Origin of the sequence: Sphingomonas alba (genome assembly GCF_023516555.1) — a bacterium.
Classification (GTDB): Bacteria; Pseudomonadota; Alphaproteobacteria; order Sphingomonadales; family Sphingomonadaceae; genus Sphingomicrobium; species Sphingomicrobium album.
This window is the reverse complement of the sequence record NZ_JAMGBD010000002.1, coordinates 157,023-174,299: the sequence shown is the minus strand read 5'-3', so window position 1 is coordinate 174,299 and position 17,277 is coordinate 157,023. Positions and strand designations below refer to the sequence as shown.

The window sequence follows — 17,277 nt, the reverse complement described above, 5'->3', positions numbered from 1 at the left end:
GGCGCTGCTACGCCTCGCGTCCATGATAAAGCGCACCCTGCTTGCGGCCGTTGCCGCTTCCTCTCTCTTCGCCGCCCCCGCCGTCGCTAGGCCGATGACCGCCACGGACATGCATATGATGCATCGTCTCGGCGCGCCGGAGGTCTCGCCCGATGGCCGCTGGGCCGTTTTCACCATTTCCGACACGGATCTTGCCGCCAATAAGCGCAACAACACGCTCTATTTGCTGGACCTGAAGGCACAGGGCGCGACTCCGCAGCCGATCAAGGGCGCGGAAAAGGGCCACGACGCGACCTTTGCCGGCGACGGCGCGATCTGGTTCCTGATGGACGTGAATGGCCAGGACCAATTGTTCCGCCTGGTCCCAGGCGGCGCGCCGGTACAGGCGAGCAACCTCAAGGGTGACATCAGCGGGTTCAAGATCGCACCGACCGGCGACCGGCTGGTGATCTGGGCCGACCGCGACCTGCGCTGCAACGATTTCGCCTGCGCCGACCTCCCGAAGAAGACTCGGACGGGCGGCGGCCGCACCTACGACCAGCTGTTCGTCCGTCACTGGGACACATGGGCCGAGCCTGGTGTGCGTTCGCGCCTATTCGGCTTTGCCGTCGCCAACGGGCAGGTAACCGGCGCCGGCTCTCCGCTGACCGGGACGCTGGTCGGCGACACGCCGTCCAAGCCCATGGGCGGCGGCGAGGAACTCAACTTCTCGCCGGATGGCAAGACGATCTATTTCACGTTGCGCGAGGCGGGACGGATCGAAGCCAAGTCGACCAACCTCGACATCTTCGCGACCCCCAGCGACGGCAGCGCCCGCCCGGTCAACCTCACCGACGCCAATGACGCGATGGACAATTTGCCTGTCGTCTCGCCCGATGGCCGTACGCTCGCTTATTTTGCAATGGCGCGCCCGACTTACGAGGCCGACCGCCAGGTGCTGATGCTCCGCGACCTCGCTAGCGGCCAAGTTCGAGCGTTAACGCAGAATTGGGATCGGTCGGTCGACTCGATAGCCTGGTCCGAGGACGGCAAGAGCCTCATCGTCACTGCCGGCGAAACGCTGGAGGAGCCGCTGTTCCGCGTCGACGCCAAGACCGGCGCAGTCACTCGCCTGACCGGCGACGGCCATGCCGGTAATGCCCATGCGCTGCCGAACGGCGATGTGCTCTACACATCGAACAGCATCGATGCCCCCGATGACCTGTTCCGCGTCACGCCGAAGGGCAAGGTCAGCCGGCTGACCAACCTCAATCGCGACCTGCTTGCCCAACTGGATCCCGTGAAGCTTGAGAAATTCAATTTCACCGGTGCCAACAACGACAAGGTCTGGGGCATCACGGTGAAGCCGTCCGGCCCGCAATATGCGGCGGCGGCCAAGCTACCAATTGCCTTCGTCGTCCACGGCGGGCCGCAGGGCAGCCTTGGCAACAGCTGGTCCTATCGCTGGAACCCGCGCGTTTTCGCATCGGGCGGCTATGGTGTCGTCAGCGTCGATTTCCACGGTTCGACCGGTTACGGCCAAGCCTTCACCGATGCGATCCGCAACAATTGGGGAGGCTGGCCGCTTGAGGACCTGCAGAAGGGATTGGCCTACGCAACGGCCAATGATGCCCAGCTGGACGGCGACCAGGCCTGCGCGCTCGGCGCCAGCTACGGCGGATACATGATGAACTGGATCGAGGGGCAATGGCCCGACCGGTTCAAATGCATTGTCCAGCACGACGGCGTCTTTGATGCCCGCGCCATGGCCTATGAAACCGAAGAACTGTGGTTCGACGAGTGGGAACACGGCGGCAAGGCCTATTACGAGGACCCGGCGGCGTTCGAGAAATGGAACCCGGTGAACTACGTCCAGAACTGGAAGACGCCAATGCTGGTCATCACCGGCGAGAAGGACTTCCGCATTCCCTACACGCAGGGGCTTGCCAGCTTCACGGCGCTCCAGCGCAAGGGCGTGCCATCGCGGCTGCTCGTCAATCCGGACGAGAATCACTGGGTGCTGAAGCCGAAGAACTCGATCCAATGGTATGACGAGGTCTTCAGCTGGCTCGGCAAGTGGACCAGCCAGCCGATCAGCGTCACCGCGCACTGAGGTTGATGCTGCGGCGCGGCAAGGCTAGTCGCGCCACAGCATGACCGAATTAGCAAAGACGTTCGAACCGGGCCCGATCGAGGCCCGCTGGTATGACCATTGGGAGGGTTCAGGCCTGTTCCGCCCGGAGCGGAAGGAGGCCGTGCCCTTCACCATCGTCATGCCGCCGCCGAACGTCACCGGCTCGCTGCATATTGGGCACGCTCTCGACAATACGCTGCAGGATATATTGACGCGGCACGCCCGGATGCAGGGCAAGGATGCCCTCTGGGTGGTGGGTACCGACCATGCCGGCATCGCTACCCAGATGGTCGTCGAGCGCAACCTCGACAGCCAGGGAATCAAGCGCGCCGAGATCGGCCGCGATGCGTTCCTTGAACATGTCTGGGAATGGAAGGCGCAGTCGGGCGGCGCGATCACCCGTCAGCTCCGCCGCCTCGGCGCCAGCTGCGACTGGTCGAACGAGCGTTTCACCATGGACCCGGGCTTCTCGGCCGCGGTCGCCCATGTCTTCGTCGAGCTTTACAAGCGCGGGCTGGCCTATCGCGACAAGCGCCTCGTAAACTGGGATCCGAAATTCCAGACTGCGATCAGCGACCTCGAGGTCGAGACCAAGGAGGTCAACGGCCACTTCTGGCACCTGAAATATCCGCTCGCCGACGGCTCGGGCGCGATCCATGTCGCGACGACGCGCCCCGAGACGATGCTGGCCGACATGGCCGTCGCCGTGCACCCGGAGGACGAGCGCTACACCGCCATTACCGGTAAGCAGGTGAAGCATCCGATTACCGGCCGCCTCATCCCCATCGTCGCCGACGAGCATGCCGATCCGGAGCTTGGTTCGGGCGCGGTGAAAATCACGCCGGGCCACGACTTCAACGACTTCGAGGTCGGCAGGCGCGCCGGCTTCAAGGCTGCGGAAATGCTCAACATGCTCGATGCTCAGGGCCGCATCGTCCAGACGCAGGACGGCTTGGTTCCGGCCGAGCTAATCGGCCTAGACCGCTTCGACGCGCGCAAGCGGGTGGTCGAATTGCTCGAAGCCGAAGGCGCGCTGGAGAAGGTCGAGGATCGCGTCATCGCCACGCCCTATGGCGACCGCTCGGGCGTCGTCATCGAACCGTGGCTGACCGACCAATGGTATGTGAACGTCACGCCGCTTGCCGAGCGGGCGATGGCCGCCACTCGCAGCGGCGAGATCAAGATCGTCCCGGAAACCTGGTCCAAGACCTGGTTCAACTGGCTCGAGAACATCCAGCCATGGTGCGTGTCGCGCCAACTCTGGTGGGGCCATCGCATCCCGGCTTGGTACGACGATGACGGCAATGCCTATGTTGCCGAGACGGAGGAAGAGGCGCGGGCCCAGGCCGGCGGCAAGGCACTACGTCGCGATGATGACGTGCTCGACACCTGGTTCTCGTCCGCTCTTTGGCCCTTCGCGACCCTCGGCTGGCCCGAGCAGACGGAAGACCTGAAGCGCCACTATCCCAACGACGTCCTCATTTCGGGCTTCGACATATTGTTCTTCTGGGATGCCCGCATGGCGATGCAGGGCATGGAGTTCATGGAGGAAGTGCCGTGGCGCACCCTCTACCTCCACGGCCTGGTCCGCGACGCGCAGGGCCAGAAGATGTCCAAGTCGAAGGGCAATACGGTCGATCCGCTCGGCCTCATCGACAAATATGGCGCCGACGCTTTGCGTTTCACGCTCTCGGCGATGGAAAGCCAGGGCCGCGACATCAAGCTCGATGAGAAGCGCGTCGAAGGCTACCGCAACTTCGCGACCAAGCTCTGGAACGCCGCCCGCTTCCTGCAGATGAACGGCGTTGGCGCCTCGCAAAGCATCGCGGCGCCGGCTGCCGAGCTGCCGGTCAATCGCTGGATCATCGGCGAAGTGGTCGAAACGCTGGCGAAGCTCGACAAGGCCTTTGCCGAACTGCGCTTCGACGAAATGGCCGACGCCATCTACCACTTCACCTGGGGCACCTTCTGCGACTGGTATGTGGAACTGATCAAAGGCGCGTTCGACGATGAAACCCGCGCCGTCGCCGCCTGGGCGTTCGACCAGATCCTCGTCATGCTCCACCCGTTCATGCCCTTCGTCACCGAAGAACTGTGGCATGCCAACGAGCGGCCCTACGACCTGATCGTCGCCAAATGGCCTGAGCCGGAAGCACAGCGCGATCCGCGCGCCGAAGCTGAGCTCAATTGGGTCACTCGGCTCGTCAGCGAAATCCGCTCGGCAAGGAACGAGCTCAACGTTCCTCCGGGAGCCAAGCTGCATTTGTTCGTCGCCGACCCCTCGGATGAAACCGCGGCCCGGCTCGACCGCCAGTACGCGACGCTGTCGCGGCTGGCGCGGCTGGAATCCATCCAGTTGTCGCCATTCGCGGGAACGGGCGCGGCGCAGATCGTCGTTGACGAGGCGACTTACGCGCTGCCGCTGGAAGGCGTGATCGACATCGAGGCCGAGAAATCACGTCTATCCAAGGCTATCGCCGCCGCGGAAAAGGAACGCGACAGTCTCGCCGCCCGCCTCGCCAACCCGGCCTTCTCGGAACGCGCCAAGCCCGAAGCGGTTGAGAAGGCACGCGCGGACCATGCCGAGAAAGCCGCCGAGGCGGAGCGCTTGCGGGCGGCCCTCAACCGGCTAGGGTAGTCTCCGCAGGGAGACTTCAATGGCGAGCAGACCGCAGCATGGCCGCGACCTGACGCAGGGCGGCATCGGCAGGACTTTGATCCTGTTCGCCTTGCCGACGCTCGTTTCGTCGATCCTCCAGTCGCTGAACGGCTCGATCAACTCCATCTGGATCGGGCGCTTCCTCGGCGAAAACGCGCTTGCGTCCACCTTCAACGCCAATTTCATCATGTTCCTGCTGATGGCTTTCGTCTTCGGCTTCGGCATGGCCTCGACCGTGCTGATCGGCCAGGCCTTCGGCGCCAGGGATCTCGACCAGGCCCGCAAGGTCGTAGGCACCGCAATCGGCAGCTTTCTGCCCGTTGCCGCACTGATCGGCATCGTCGGCTGGTTCGCGGCACCGGCGCTGTTGCGACTGCTCGCCATGCCGGCCGACGCCATGCCGCTGGCGCTCGCCTACCTGCGCGTCATTTTCACCGCCATGCCCGCAATCCTCATCCTCGTCATGCTGATGATGGCCCTTCGCGGTGCGGGCGATGCGATGACGCCGCTCTATTTCATGATCCTCGCCGTGATTCTCGATGCGGGCCTCAATCCGGTCTTCATCCTCGGCCTAGGTCCGGCGCCCAAGCTTGGCATCGCCGGCAGCGCGCTGGCGACCGTCATCGCCAATTACGTCGGCCTCATCGCGCTCATCGCCACCATTTACTGGCGCGACCTCCCGCTTCGGTTGCGAGGTAGGGAGCTAGCCTATTTGAAACCCGACAAGGCCCTGCTCGGCGTCATCATCCGTAAAGGCTTCCCGATGGGCCTGCAGATGATCGTCGTCTCCTCGTCCGCCTTGGCGACCATCGGCCTCGTCAATCGCGAGGGCGTCGACACGACCGCCGCCTTCGGTGTCGCCATGCAGCTTTGGACCTACCTCCAGATGCCGGCGATGGCGCTTGCCGCCGCCGCCAGCGCCATGGCCGCCCAGAACATCGGCGCCGGGCGGTGGGACCGTGTCGGATCGATCGCCAAGACCGGCATTATCCAGTGCATGCTGATCACGGGCGTCTTCGTCGCGCTTCTGGCCTTTGCCGATCGTCCTGCCTTGGCGCTTTTCCTCGGGGGCCAAAGCCCGGCACTTCCGATTGCCGAGCATATCCAGATTCTCGCGACATGGAGCTTCCTGCTATTTGGCGTGACGATGATCCTGTTCGGCGTCGTTCGCGCCAATGGCGCCGTCCTTGGCCCGCTGATCATCCTCGCCATCGGCCTCTATCCGGTGCGGCTGGGCTTCGCTCTCGGTGCCTATCACTGGCTCGGCGCCGACGCTTTGTGGCTGAGCTTCCCGGTCAGCAGCTTCGTCAACATGTCGCTGGCTATCGCCTTCTACATGCACGGCGGATGGAAAAAGCAGCGCATGATGCCGCCGCCCAGCGTAGACGAGTGTATCGAGGAGGCCGAGGCAAGCATGGAGCAGACGGCGCGCCTCAATCCCTCGGGCTGACACTGGGACCCGCGCGCGCTAGTGCGTCGCCATGACTCAAGGCTCTTTCCCCGCCGTCCGCATGCGTCGCGGCCGATCAAGCCCGTGGATGCGCGCCATGCTCGCCGAGCACCGCCTGCATCCGAGCGACCTGATCTGGCCACTCTTCATTTGCGATGGTCGGTCCTGTGAGGAGCCGATCGGCGCGCTGCCAGGCGTGTCGCGGTGGAGCGTCGACCGGCTGGCCGCCCAGGCGCGCCTTGCCGCAGATGCCGGCATCCCGTGCCTGGCCTTGTTTCCGAACACGCCGAACGAACTTCGTACCGATGACGGCCGCGAGGCGCTCAACCCGGACAATCTGATGTGCCGTGCCATCAAGGCGATCAAGGACGCGGTACCGGAAATCGGCGTCCTTACCGACGTCGCGCTCGATCCCTACACCAGCCACGGCCACGACGGCATCGTCGACGCCAAGGGCTATGTCCTAAACGACGAGACCACCGAGGTCCTGGTCGGCCAGGCTTTGGTCCAGGCGGAGGCGGGCACCGACATCGTCGCTCCGTCGGACATGATGGACGGCCGCGTCGCCGCTATCCGCTCGGCGCTGGAGCAGGGCGGTCACATCAACACGGCGATCATGGCCTATGCGGCCAAATATGCCTCGGCCTTCTACGGCCCGTTCCGTGAAGCCGTCGGGTCCCTCGGCCGGCTGAAGGGCGACAAGAAGACCTACCAGATGGATTCGGCCAATAGAGACGAGGCTTTGCGCGAGGTCGCGCTCGACCTCGCCGAGGGCGCCGACATGGTGATGGTGAAGCCGGGGCTGCCCTATCTCGACATCGTCGCCGCCGTCGCCCGCGAGTTCCGCGTGCCGACCTTCGCCTACCAGGTGTCGGGCGAGTATGCGATGATCGAGCATGCCGCCGCGGCCGGCGCGGGCGAGCGGGATGCGCTGATCCTCGAGACTTTGCTGGCGTTCAAGCGGGCAGGGGCCGCGGGTGTCCTCACCTATCACGCGCTGGATGCTGCCCGCCTCATCAATGGCTGAGGTCGCGATCGAGACCGAGCGGCTGCGGCTTCGCGACTGGCGGGACTCCGACGAGGCCGATTTCTACGCGATCATGAATACGCCCGCCGTCATGCGACACCTAGGCGGGGTGCAGGATCCGGAAGCCTGGCATGCCGGTTTCGAACGCATCCGCGGCTTCACCCGCGATTTCGGCCACACCTTTTGGATCGTTGAAGACAAGGCAACCGGCGAAATCCAGGGCTTCTGCGGCCTCAAGCGCGTCAATGCGCCGGGCGCGGGCGACCTCACCGGCACACCGGAAATCGGCTGGCGGCTTCGCGAAAGCGCTTGGGGCAAGGGCATTGCCAAGGAAGCGGCAATTGCCTCGCTCGACCTCGGTTTCGACAGCTTTGGCTATGAACGCATCATCGCCATGACCATCGCTGCCAATGCCCAAAGCAAGGGGCTGATGCATCGCCTCGGCATGCATCGGCGTGCCGACCTCGACTTTGTCGACGGCCGCTTCGGCCCGGAGGTCAATCCGCAGATCGTCTTTGAAATCGAGGCAGTGGACTGGCCGGCGGCGCGGCAGGCAGCGCTTCGTCCTCGGCAGGCAGTCTAGCGGGCGAGTTGTCTCTGCAATCGGTCGATAACCGCCGCTTCACGATCGCCGATAGTGCTCGCCAGTCTGCTCGCAGCTTGGATGATTTCCAAATCGCCCGGCAGAATCCCGCCATTCGCGATCACCTGCGAGGACGCCAATTCGTCCAGGTGGCTGATGGCCTCAGTGACCGGTGCCCGGCTCGCAATGAGCGCAGACACCGCCTGCTGAGCCGCGATCCAGCTTTCGCTCTGCGCTGGACCGGCGGCGGCAACCATTCGCTCGGCGTTTGGCAATGCGGCCTCGAATGCGACGTCGCCTTTGTGTGCGGCCTGCGCGTAGTACAGAATGACCTTTGAAACGAGCGCGGGGTCTGCCGGACCGGACACGACTTCGCTCGGGATCGGCACACGCGGATCGATCGCCTCGGCCGCCCGCGGCGCCAATGACGGCTCATGTCCGGAAGGCCCGGTCGAGCAAGCGGAAAGCAGAAGGCAAAACAGGGCAAAGCGGCGAGGCATTGCGCCTGTCTAGGGGGCCGCGACGGCCTGTGCAAATGCGCTTCAAGGAAATGGCGCGCCCGAAAGGATTCGAACCTCTGACCCCCAGATTCGTAGTCTGGTGCTCTATCCAGCTGAGCTACGGGCGCGCAGGAGAGAGGCGCACATAGGGGGAGACTTTTTGCTGCGCAACCCCCGTCAGACGCAAAACAAAATGGCCGGCGAAACCCGTCGCCAGCTCAATCAAAATTCTGAAAGAAGCGCGCTCAGGCGCTAACGGCATGAGCGCTGCAGGCTTCTGCGCGCGCCGCGAAATCCTGGGCAAGTTTGCTGTGCCACTCGCGGGCCTGAGGGGTGACAGAACGCGCTGCGGCGATGCGTTCTTCTGCCGCGCGGCGTTGGTAATAACGCAAGTTCGAAACCATGGAGTCCTCCCCCGAGCGACTCAAGCATGCAGCTACATGCCCTAACGCATGGTTAATATCCACATGAGTCTTTTCGCTTGTGGAACGGCCCAATCATCCTCTTGGGGCGCAACGATTTTCAGCGTATAAAAGGCCCCATGAGCAAGCGTCATTTCGCACTGGCCGCATTGGCTTTTTTAGCAGCGCCCACATTGGCATTCGCGGGGGCGACGAACTTCACGCTCGTCAACGGCACCGACGCCGCCTTGTCGGCGATTTCGATCAAGCGCACGGGCACGTCTGACTGGAAACCCTTATCCGCATCCGCCAGCGCCGGGGCGGCGAACAATGTCAATTTCAGCGATCCCGATTGCGCGTTCGATTTGAAGGCATCGGTCGCGGGCGGCGGCACCGCCTTATGGTCCGGCGTCAACCTCTGCGGGACGAGCCGACTGACCTTGCGCCGGCGGCCGAGCGGCGAAACCTGGGTCGATTACGACTGAACTGACGCCGTGCCCGCGGCTGCACTGGAACCTGGGAAGAGGCAATCACCGGCTGTGCCTTGACCGAGTCCAGCAATTTGCCGCCGGCGAGGAAGACCACTCCGGTGCACGCCAAGGCGAGCAGGTAGCCGCCAAATCCGGGATATTGCGCCATGTAATGCTGGCCGCGTTCGATTGAGCCGACCGCGATTGCATAGGTGACAAGGAAGGCCTCGAAGCGGGTCTTGATGATGAAGAGGCGGCCAAGACGCTTGAACATGCTCATGGTTAAGCAAACGCCGTGCCAATGGCGCAGTTCCGCCGTTTTTGCGTTTACCAAAATGGTAAAGTGTCAATTAACCCGACAATAGTTCGCCTAGGCTCAACGCCTCGAGCAGACGCGTCCGCGCAGCGCGGATGGACGCGATCAGCGCCGGAGACTGCAGGTCGGCGATCGCAATCTCCTCGGGCCAGTTCCGGCTGATGACGTCCGCGAGCAGGTCCAGCCTGGCCTCATCCACGAGGAAGCGTGGATCGACATCCGCAGGTTCGCAGGCAACCCGCAGTCTCAGGCAGGCCGGGCCGCCGCCATTGGCCATCGACTGCTGGACGTCCACGTACTCGACGCGGCGAATGGCGCCGTTCGACGCCAGGTGCCGCTCGATCCAGGCGGCAACGCTCGGCGTTTCGCGGCATTCCGTCGGCGCCACCAGGGTCATCGCGCCGTCGGGCGGCGTTACCAGCTGCGAGTTGAACAAATAGGAGCGGATGGCATCTTCGATCGGCACCTCGCCTGCCGGGACTTCGACGATTTCGACGTCGGGCATGCGCCCTTGCAGCTGGTCGAAGAATCCGTCGCGCTCGGCAAAGGCAAGCTCGTGCGTGAACAACACGCGTTCGTTGGCAACCGCGACCACGTCGTTGTGGAAAGCGCCTGCCGCGATCGCGTCCGGCGACTGTTCGACGAACATTGTCCGGTCGGGGGCAAGCCCGTGCAGTCGCGCAACGGCCCGCGACGCTTCCACATGCTGGCGGGCAGGAAAGGCGCCGCCGCTGACGCCGTAAACGAACACTTCCAGGCCTGGCTCGCCGTGCGACCCGGCGAGCCGCATGTGGTTCGCCGCACCTTCGTCGCCGAACGCCACCGGCACGGGGTCGTGGACGGCGAACGCGCCGCTTGCAAACGCCACCCGCAACTGCGCCAGCGTGTCCGGCCATTCGTGGCTGCGATGCGGCATGCTTTTCAAATTGGCCACCGTCAGGTGGCACTTGCCGTCGGCGGTGTCGGGGGACGGGGAAACCGTTGCCGCATTGGCCGCCCACATGGTCGAGGCCGACAGGGCATTGGCGGCCAGCGCCGGGTCCGCGCCCTCGATCGATGTACCGAGTTTCGCAAGCCAGTCGTCATTGGGTCGCGGAGGAGGGACGAAGATCCCCTGGACAAGCCCCAGCTTCAGGTTCGCCCGCATCTTGTCGAGGCCCTGCAGTGCTGCGGCGCGGGGTTGCGAGACCTCACCCGCGTTGCGGGCCGAGGCGAGGTTGCCGAGGCTCAGGCCAGCATAATTATGGCTCGGGCCGACGATTCCATCGAAGTTGATCTCGCGGATCATCGCGAAACAGCGATGATCGTGTCGCCGCTGCCGACGTCGAGCATCTGCATGGCCTTTTCATCGAGCAGGGCCTCGCCGCGGTCGTCGATCTGTACTTGGGCCCAGCAGGCGGCAAAATTGCCCAGCTGGCCGGTCGCGACCATCATCGTCTTGCCGCCCTTGTCCTTGTGGCTGCCGCCGACCTTGATCCATTCGGCTTCGCGCACGCTGCGGATTTGGTCGGTAGGCGCTGTCACCGTCGGGCCGCCGTCGAAAATATCGATGTAGCATTCCCAAACGAAGCCTTCCGCCTGCAGCATCTTCAACGCCGCGCGGCCCGTCGGGTGCGGCTGGCCGATTACCGCCCTGGCGCTTTCCGGCAGCATGTTCACGTAGATCGGCGTGTTCGGCATCAGGTCGGCGATGAACTGCGTGCCGTGGACGGCATTGAACTCGTCGGCTTCCGGGAAGGTCATGCCGAAGAAGCGGCCGGCGAGCGCATCCCAGAAGGGTGAATGGCCCGCGGGATCCATGACGCCGCGCAATTCGGCCAGCACCCGGGCACCAAAGCGCGGCCGGTGCTGCTTAATGAACAAGTACCGGGACCGGGCGAGCAACATGCCGAGGCCTCCGGCCCGCTCGTGGGGATGCAGGAAGAGCCCACCCACCTCGCTCGATCCTTCAAGATCGGTGCACAGCGACAATGTCTGGTTGCGGAAGATACGGCCCAGTTCCTCGCTCTTCTGCGTCAGCGTGGACATACGGTAGCTATAGAAAGGCCGGTCGCGGCCGACCTCGCCGAAGATCTGGCAGGTGCCGCGAATGGCCTTGCTGTCGAAATCTTCCAGCATGAACAGGTAAAGGTCGTCCGACTGGTTCTCGCCCTTGCGGTCGAAGCCCTCGGCCGCTCGCGCCAGCTTGTTTTGCAGCGTCGTCTTGTCGGCGGGCAGGTTGGTGAAACCGCCTCCAGTCAGTTTCGCCATCTCGTACAGCGCCGGATAATCGCTCTCGCGCGCCGCGCGTATGCGGAAGCTCATGCGCCGCCTCCGGCCAATCGCAATATCGTCAAGGCGGACAAGGCGGCGCGCTCGGCCAGGCTTTCGACGATCAGATATTCCTCCATCGAGTGGATCTTGCCGCCGCGCACACCCATCGTATCGACCACGGGCACGCCGCAGGCGGCGATATTGTTGCCGTCGCAGACGCCGCCGGTCGGCTGCCAGGCAATGGCTTGGCCCAGATCGGCACCCGCCTTGCGGACGAGGTGGAACAGGACTTCGGCTTCACCGGTCATCGGCTTGGGAGGCCGGCCAAATCCGCCATGGACCTCGATGTAGACGTCATGCTCCTTAGCCACTTGTTCGACCGCATTGGCGATCAGCCGCTGTGCGATTTCCTGGTCGTCGCCGGTTAGCGGCCTGAGGTTCGCGCGGAGGATCGCATGATCCGGCACGACATTGTTGGGAGAGCCTCCGTCGATTTTCGCGGGATTGATGCTGAGCCCCGGCGTTTTCGAATGCGCCAACCGCAGCGCCAGTTCAGCCGCCGCGACGACGGCATTGCGGCCATCCTCCGGGTTGCGCCCGGCATGGGCGGAGCGTCCTTTGATGACGAAACTGAAATTGCCGCTGCCCGGACGCGCGCCGGCCAGCGTACCGTCGGGAAGTGCGGCGGGTTCGTAGGTCAGGGCCGCGCGCTTGCCCTGCGCCGCCTGTGCGATCAGTGCCGCCGATCCGGCCGAGCCGGTTTCCTCGTCGCTGTTGAGGACCACTTCGTAGCCGATGGCGCCGCGTTCAGGACTGGCTTCCACCGCCTTCAGCGCCGCCAGCATGACCGCGATACCGCCTTTCATGTCGGCGACGCCCGGGCCGCCGAGCACTTTGCCGGGTTCCAGCCAGGTCAAAGCCTGGAAGGGGTGATCCTTGGCGAAGACCGTGTCCATATGGCCGGTCAGCAGCAGCTGCACGGGCGCGTCAGGCCGCACGGTCAGGTGCAAATTCTTCCCGTAGCCGATGGCTCGTTTCGATCCGTCCGCTTCGACGGCCTCCACGACACTCGCGTCATCGAGGTTCAGCTTGCCGGGCAAGGCTGAGAAGGCATCGCCAAGCAGGCCTGCCATGACCTCCAGGCCCTCGAGGTTGCCGGTTCCGCTGTTGACCGGCGCCCAAGCCTCGACCTGCGCCAGCATCGGTTCCGCCGATGCCGTTTCGACCGCGTCCTGTTCCGTGCTGCTGAGCGCCCCCATGGCCATGCTCTAGCCGTGCTCCGGAGCGAAGGCTACACTGACGGCCCCAATCCGGACTCATCCATGCACAACCCGCTCTACCTCGAAGACCTTCATGTCGGTCAGCGTTTCGAAAGCGCGCCGCACCACATCGATTCCGAGCAGATCGTGGCTTTCGCCAAAGAGTTCGATCCGCAACCCTTCCACCTCAGCGAAGAGGGGGCTCGCGGCACTTTGTTCGGTTCGCTGGCGGCCAGCGGCTGGCACACCGCAGCACTCACCATGCGCATGCTGGTGGAAAGCACGCCCTTTGCCGATGGGCTGGTCGGCGCGCAGCTGGAACTGGCCTGGCCGAAGCCGACGCGACCTGGAATGACGCTTCGTGTGTTTAGCGAAATCACGGACATCAAGCCGTCACGGTCCAAGCCGAACATGGCGATGGTTGCGATGCGCAACGAAACTCGCGACCAGGAAGGCGAGGCGGTCCAGGTCTTCACCGTCAAGATGCCGGTTTTCAAGCGCCCCCAGACCTAGACTCCGATGTGTATTATCACTATAATACACATGAAGGAGGACAGATGATGTTCGAGAACCCGGTTGCGAAGCGCGCGGCGATTGCGGCGGCCATCGGTGCGGTCATTGCCATCCCGCTGCCGTTCATCGGCCCGATCGCGGGCGCGATCCTCGGCGGCGGCATCGGTTTCTTCACCGCCGACCAGAAGAAGTAGCGCTCAGAGATACTCCGCGAATTCGGCGAGGAGTTGTTCATAGAGCGGTCGCTTGAACGGCACGATCAACTCGGGAAGCTGACTTGGCTCAATCCACTTCCAGGCCCGGAATTCGGGATGTTTGGTGGCGATATTCACGTCGCTATCCTGACCAAGGAAGCGGCATAAATACCAGTCCTGGTCCTGCCCGATCCACTTGCCGCCCCATAATTTGGTCCTGAGCTGGACCGGAAGGTCGTACTTAAGCCGCTCGGGACAGACCGTAACCCGCTCGACGAGCTGCGGCGAGATTCCAGTCTCCTCCTCCAGTTCGCGCAGCGCGGTGTCCCAGGGGTCCTCGGCCTTGTCGATCCCACCTTGCGGCATCTGCCAGGCCTCATCCGTGTTATCGATACGTGCCCCCACAAACACCTTGCCATGACTGTTGAGCAGCATGACGCCGACGCCGCGTCGGTAGCGATTTTCGTCGTTCTTGGGCATTTTGGTCTTCTAGCTGGCTTTCGCCGGCACGGAAGTGGCGGCCAGCTCCTTTTCCAGTTCGCGTATGGGCATGGAAAGTGTTTCCACATTCGCCATGAAGGTTGCAATCGCTGCCAGATGCCACTGTAGTTCGCCCACGAGGTCGGGCCTTGCACGCAAGGCTGAGGCGATCTGGTGCGCGACCGCGGGTTCGATCTTCGTCGCGCATGTTGTCGGAAGCACGATGAGGATTGCGCCCTCTTTCCCGGGTACGTTGCGGTCGCCGCATTCGATGCGAACCTTGTCTTGAATATCGATCGGTATGACGTGGCGCACCTGCTCGCGATATCGAGTGGCGACCGCAGTAAACTCGACGGGCGCATAGTCCGCCGTCAGCGTCAGCTCGAGATTGCGGCGAATCTTCGGGTCCTCGATGTCGCGGAGCTGCGAACCGCCGAAGGTCAGCGCCCAGCTGTCGGGATTGATGGCGATCCCCGTAATCTGGCTGGCTTGGTAGGCTGCAATAACGAAGCGCTCGTCGCTTATGGTCGGGTCGCCTCTCCAACCGGCAAACGCTTCATCAGCATACCGCCTGCTAGTCGCAAAATAGATTGTGACGCCATCGAAGAACTCCAGTTGGCTCCGCAACTCCGGCTGAAGCTGGTCGAGCATTCGCTTCGTCGCCTGCTTTTCCAGTCGCTCCTGGTTCCAGTTGGACACCTGCGTGCCGATGAAGACGCCGGTGACGACAATCAGGAATTCGATGGTGATGGCGGTCCAGTTCTGGCCGCGCAAGTTTTCGGTCAGGCGACGCAGGATCATCGGCTGTTCCCCCCGCGCGCCTTGTAGCAACTCCGCAACTCGCCCGCACTCCGTCATTTCCTGACGAAAAGGTGGCGATTGGCGGGCGACAGGCCTAAGTAGGGCGCAAAATCAAAACCTAAGGCGTAAGGTAGTTTCGCTCGTGGCCACAGCGACCCATGTTCTGACCCCGGAGGAATCCGAGGCACATCCACCCCAGGAAGCCGTCGTCGTCCGCTTCGCGGGCGATAGCGGCGACGGTATGCAGCTGACGGGCGGGCAGTTCACGCTTTCGACAGCGCTTGCCGGCAACGACCTCGCGACCTTCCCCGATTTTCCGGCGGAAATCCGCGCCCCGCAGGGCACGACCTTCGGCGTCTCCGCCTTCCAGATCAATTTCGGCAGCTGCGCGATCGATACGGCCGGCGACCAGCCCGACGTCCTCATCGCCATGAACCCGGCGGCGCTAAAGGTGAACGTCAAGGCGCTACGTGAGGGCGGCCTGATCATCGCCGACGAGGGCGAATTCACCGCCCGCAACTTGGCCAAGGCCGGCTATGACCAGAATCCGCTGGAGGACGGCAGCCTCGCCAAGTGGCAGCTCGTCCATTTCAATATCTCGCAGCTGACCCTCGATGCCGTGAAGCCGTTCGGCCTCGGCAACAAGGAGGCCCTGCGCTGCAAGAATATGTGGACGCTGGGGCTGGCACTCTGGATGTTCGACCGCGACCGCGAGCCGATTGTCGACTGGCTGAAGTCCAAGTTCGCCAAGGCTCCGGAACTCGCCGAAGCCAATATCGCTGCTTTAAACGCCGGTCACGCCTATGGCGAGACGACCGAGATGGGCGGCGTCCACAAGCATCATCTCGACGCCGCGCCAGCCGAGCCCGGCCTCTATCGGACCGTCACCGGCGCCGAGGCGCTCAGCATCGGCCTGGTCGCGGGCGCGCAGCTTGCCGGGCTCGACATGTTCTTCGGTTCCTATCCGATCACCCCGGCCTCGCCGCTGCTGCACCATCTGTCGCGGCTCAAGGAGTTCGGCATCACCACCTTCCAGGCGGAAGACGAGATTGCCGCCGTCTGCGCTGCTATCGGCGCCTCCTATGCCGGGCAGCTTGGTGTCACTTCATCTTCAGGCCCGGGCATTGCCTTGAAGACCGAGGCCATCGGCCTTGCGATCATGACCGAGCTGCCGCTGATCGTCGTCAATTCGCAGCGCGGCGGGCCTTCGACCGGCCTGCCGACCAAGACGGAGCAGTCCGACCTCTACCAGGCGGTCTATGGCCGTAATGCCGATGCGCCGCTGCCGGTCATCGCTGCCCGCTCGCCTTCGGACGCATTCGAATGCGCGATCGAGGCTTGCCGCATCGCCACCCGCTACATGACGCCAGTGATGCTGCTGACCGACGGCTACATCGCCAATGCCGCCGAACCGTGGAAAGTGCCGGACACCAGCAAGTTCGCGCCATTCCCGGTCAGCTTCTTCGACAAGGCGCCCGCGGAAGGCGAGGGGGTCATGCCCTACGCCCGCAACGACGAACTGGCACGGCCGTGGATCAAGCCGGGCACTCCCGCCCTCGAACATCGCATCGGCGGCATCGAGAAGGCGCCGGGCAGCGGCAACATCGACTATTCGCCGGAAGCCCATGCGGAAATGACCCGCATCCGCGCCGCCAAGGTCGACGGCGTCGCCGATTCCATTCCCGACCAGGACGTTTGCCTGGGCGAGGCCGGAGCGAAGCTCGCGATCGTCGGCTGGGGTTCCACCTACGGGCCGATCCACCAGGCCGTCCGCCGCGCCCGCGGCAAGGGGCTCGACGTCGCCCATGTCCACATCCGCCACATCTGGCCGATGCCGAAAAACATGGCTGTCCTACTCAAAGGCTTCGAGCATATCCTCGTGCCCGAGATGAACACTGGCCAGCTCAAGACTTTGCTCCGCGACCAGTTCCTGGTGGACGCGAAATCACTGCCGAAGGTCAGCGGCCAGCCCTTCACCATCGCCGAGATTGAAGCGGCGATTTCGGAGGCGCTGAAATGACGGGGTTTCGTGTTCCCCGGCGCAGGCCGGGGCCCAGGACGCTGCGCAGCAGCGTTCACCTGGCCAACCAGATAGCGGAAAGCGCTTCGCGCTCCTGGACCCCGGCCTGCGCCGGGGAGCTGCAGGGGCCCAAAATGGCGCCTCATCCCAAGACTTTTGCGACCTTTGTGACTTTAAGCAGGGGCTCGCACGCATGAAACCGATCAACGCATGGCCGCTGATCGCGCTGCTGGCCGCA

Annotated in this window: 16 protein-coding genes and 1 tRNA gene; 8 read left to right on the top strand and 9 right to left on the bottom strand. The window is 63.9% G+C overall.

Features of this window, described 5'->3' with window-relative positions; all coding sequences use genetic code 11:
- Positions 1-22: 22 nt before the first annotated feature.
- From LZ536_RS10645 to LZ536_RS10625, 5 genes are read left to right on the top strand one after another with little or no spacing between them, the layout of a single operon-like run.
- Complete coding sequence (locus LZ536_RS10645) at positions 23-2,092, top strand: S9 family peptidase (protein ID WP_249848769.1); 2,070 nt, start codon at positions 23-25, stop codon at positions 2,090-2,092.
- A 40-nt stretch (positions 2,093-2,132) separates the two neighbouring features.
- Positions 2,133-4,751, top strand: coding sequence for a valine--tRNA ligase (locus tag LZ536_RS10640; protein WP_249848768.1), 2,619 nt, complete (start codon positions 2,133-2,135; stop codon positions 4,749-4,751).
- A 19-nt stretch (positions 4,752-4,770) separates the two neighbouring features.
- The gene (locus LZ536_RS10635; RefSeq protein WP_249848767.1) at positions 4,771-6,222 is read left to right on the top strand and encodes an MATE family efflux transporter; all 1,452 of its coding nucleotides are present in this window, start codon (positions 4,771-4,773) and stop codon (positions 6,220-6,222) included.
- Between the two features lie 31 nt (positions 6,223-6,253).
- On the top strand, positions 6,254-7,249 hold the full coding sequence (gene hemB, locus LZ536_RS10630; protein ID WP_249848766.1) for a porphobilinogen synthase: 996 nt from the start codon (positions 6,254-6,256) through the stop codon (positions 7,247-7,249).
- On the top strand, positions 7,242-7,832 hold the full coding sequence (locus tag LZ536_RS10625; protein WP_249848765.1) for a GNAT family N-acetyltransferase: 591 nt from the start codon (positions 7,242-7,244) through the stop codon (positions 7,830-7,832). The genes hemB and LZ536_RS10625 overlap by 8 nt, the downstream gene beginning before the upstream one ends.
- Here LZ536_RS10625 and LZ536_RS10620 read toward each other — a convergent pair.
- The 7 genes from LZ536_RS10620 to LZ536_RS10590 all read right to left on the bottom strand — a co-directional run bounded on the left by LZ536_RS10620 (position 7,829) and on the right by LZ536_RS10590 (position 13,031).
- Positions 7,829-8,257, bottom strand: a complete 429-nt coding sequence (locus LZ536_RS10620) for a hypothetical protein (protein ID WP_249848764.1) — start codon at positions 8,255-8,257, stop codon at positions 7,829-7,831. The genes LZ536_RS10625 and LZ536_RS10620 overlap by 4 nt on opposite strands.
- A gap of 126 nt (positions 8,258-8,383) precedes the next feature.
- Positions 8,384-8,460, bottom strand: a tRNA-Arg gene (locus LZ536_RS10615).
- 424 nt (positions 8,461-8,884) lie between these two features.
- Complete coding sequence (locus LZ536_RS10610; RefSeq protein WP_249848763.1) at positions 8,885-9,127, bottom strand: hypothetical protein; 243 nt, start codon at positions 9,125-9,127, stop codon at positions 8,885-8,887.
- A gap of 17 nt (positions 9,128-9,144) precedes the next feature.
- Positions 9,145-9,483, bottom strand: a complete 339-nt coding sequence (locus LZ536_RS13125; protein WP_348538838.1) for a hypothetical protein — start codon at positions 9,481-9,483, stop codon at positions 9,145-9,147.
- 70 nt (positions 9,484-9,553) lie between these two features.
- On the bottom strand, positions 9,554-10,807 hold the full coding sequence (locus tag LZ536_RS10600) for an N-succinylarginine dihydrolase (RefSeq protein ID WP_249848762.1): 1,254 nt from the start codon (positions 10,805-10,807) through the stop codon (positions 9,554-9,556).
- Positions 10,804-11,823 carry an arginine N-succinyltransferase gene (locus LZ536_RS10595; RefSeq protein ID WP_249848761.1) on the bottom strand — a complete coding sequence of 340 codons (1,020 nt, stop codon included), beginning with the start codon at positions 11,821-11,823 and terminating at the stop codon, positions 10,804-10,806. The genes LZ536_RS10600 and LZ536_RS10595 overlap by 4 nt, the downstream gene beginning before the upstream one ends.
- Entirely contained in the window at positions 11,820-13,031 is a 1,212-nt protein-coding gene (locus tag LZ536_RS10590) for a hydrolase (protein WP_249849212.1), read from the bottom strand. Before LZ536_RS10590 ends, LZ536_RS10595 begins: the two co-directional genes overlap by 4 nt.
- 15 nt (positions 13,032-13,046) lie before the next feature.
- Here LZ536_RS10590 and LZ536_RS10585 point away from each other — a divergent pair, with 15 nt between their 5' ends.
- Both LZ536_RS10585 and LZ536_RS10580 read left to right on the top strand, forming a co-directional pair.
- Positions 13,047-13,544 (top strand): MaoC family dehydratase, encoded by a 498-nt coding sequence (locus tag LZ536_RS10585; RefSeq protein ID WP_249848760.1) that lies wholly within the window; start codon positions 13,047-13,049, stop codon positions 13,542-13,544.
- Positions 13,545-13,588: 44 nt separating this feature from the next.
- Positions 13,589-13,738, top strand: coding sequence for a hypothetical protein (locus LZ536_RS10580; RefSeq protein WP_249848759.1), 150 nt, complete (start codon positions 13,589-13,591; stop codon positions 13,736-13,738).
- Between the two features lie 3 nt (positions 13,739-13,741).
- Here the strand turns inward: LZ536_RS10580 and LZ536_RS10575 are convergent, their stop codons facing one another.
- Positions 13,742-14,218, bottom strand: coding sequence for an RNA pyrophosphohydrolase (locus LZ536_RS10575; RefSeq protein ID WP_249848758.1), 477 nt, complete (start codon positions 14,216-14,218; stop codon positions 13,742-13,744).
- A 9-nt stretch (positions 14,219-14,227) separates the two neighbouring features.
- The gene (locus LZ536_RS10570; protein ID WP_249848757.1) at positions 14,228-15,019 is read right to left on the bottom strand and encodes a hypothetical protein; all 792 of its coding nucleotides are present in this window, start codon (positions 15,017-15,019) and stop codon (positions 14,228-14,230) included.
- Positions 15,020-15,161: 142 nt separating this feature from the next.
- Between LZ536_RS10570 and LZ536_RS10565 the strand changes: the two genes are divergently transcribed.
- The gene (locus LZ536_RS10565) at positions 15,162-17,039 is read left to right on the top strand and encodes a 2-oxoacid:acceptor oxidoreductase subunit alpha (RefSeq protein ID WP_249848756.1); all 1,878 of its coding nucleotides are present in this window, start codon (positions 15,162-15,164) and stop codon (positions 17,037-17,039) included.
- Positions 17,040-17,277 lie beyond the last annotated feature (238 nt).

Excerpts from the sequence above, each read along its gene's own strand:
- LZ536_RS10640 (WP_249848768.1), top strand. The coding sequence starts at position 2,133 with ATGACCGAATTAGCAAAGACGTTCGAACCGGGCCCGATCGAGGCCCGC.
- LZ536_RS10645 (WP_249848769.1), top strand. The coding sequence starts at position 23 with ATGATAAAGCGCACCCTGCTTGCGGCCGTTGCCGCTTCCTCTCTCTTC.
- LZ536_RS13125 (WP_348538838.1), bottom strand. The coding sequence starts at position 9,483 with ATGAGCATGTTCAAGCGTCTTGGCCGCCTCTTCATCATCAAGACCCGC.
- LZ536_RS10600 (WP_249848762.1), bottom strand. The coding sequence starts at position 10,807 with ATGATCCGCGAGATCAACTTCGATGGAATCGTCGGCCCGAGCCATAAT.
- hemB (WP_249848766.1), top strand. The coding sequence starts at position 6,254 with ATGACTCAAGGCTCTTTCCCCGCCGTCCGCATGCGTCGCGGCCGATCA.
- LZ536_RS10595 (WP_249848761.1), bottom strand. The coding sequence starts at position 11,823 with ATGAGCTTCCGCATACGCGCGGCGCGCGAGAGCGATTATCCGGCGCTG.
- LZ536_RS10635 (WP_249848767.1), top strand. The coding sequence starts at position 4,771 with ATGGCGAGCAGACCGCAGCATGGCCGCGACCTGACGCAGGGCGGCATC.
- LZ536_RS10625 (WP_249848765.1), top strand. The coding sequence starts at position 7,242 with ATGGCTGAGGTCGCGATCGAGACCGAGCGGCTGCGGCTTCGCGACTGG.
- LZ536_RS10590 (WP_249849212.1), bottom strand. The coding sequence starts at position 13,031 with ATGGGGGCGCTCAGCAGCACGGAACAGGACGCGGTCGAAACGGCATCG.
- LZ536_RS10570 (WP_249848757.1), bottom strand. The coding sequence starts at position 15,019 with ATGATCCTGCGTCGCCTGACCGAAAACTTGCGCGGCCAGAACTGGACC.
- LZ536_RS10575 (WP_249848758.1), bottom strand. The coding sequence starts at position 14,218 with ATGCCCAAGAACGACGAAAATCGCTACCGACGCGGCGTCGGCGTCATG.
- LZ536_RS10580 (WP_249848759.1), top strand. The coding sequence starts at position 13,589 with ATGATGTTCGAGAACCCGGTTGCGAAGCGCGCGGCGATTGCGGCGGCC.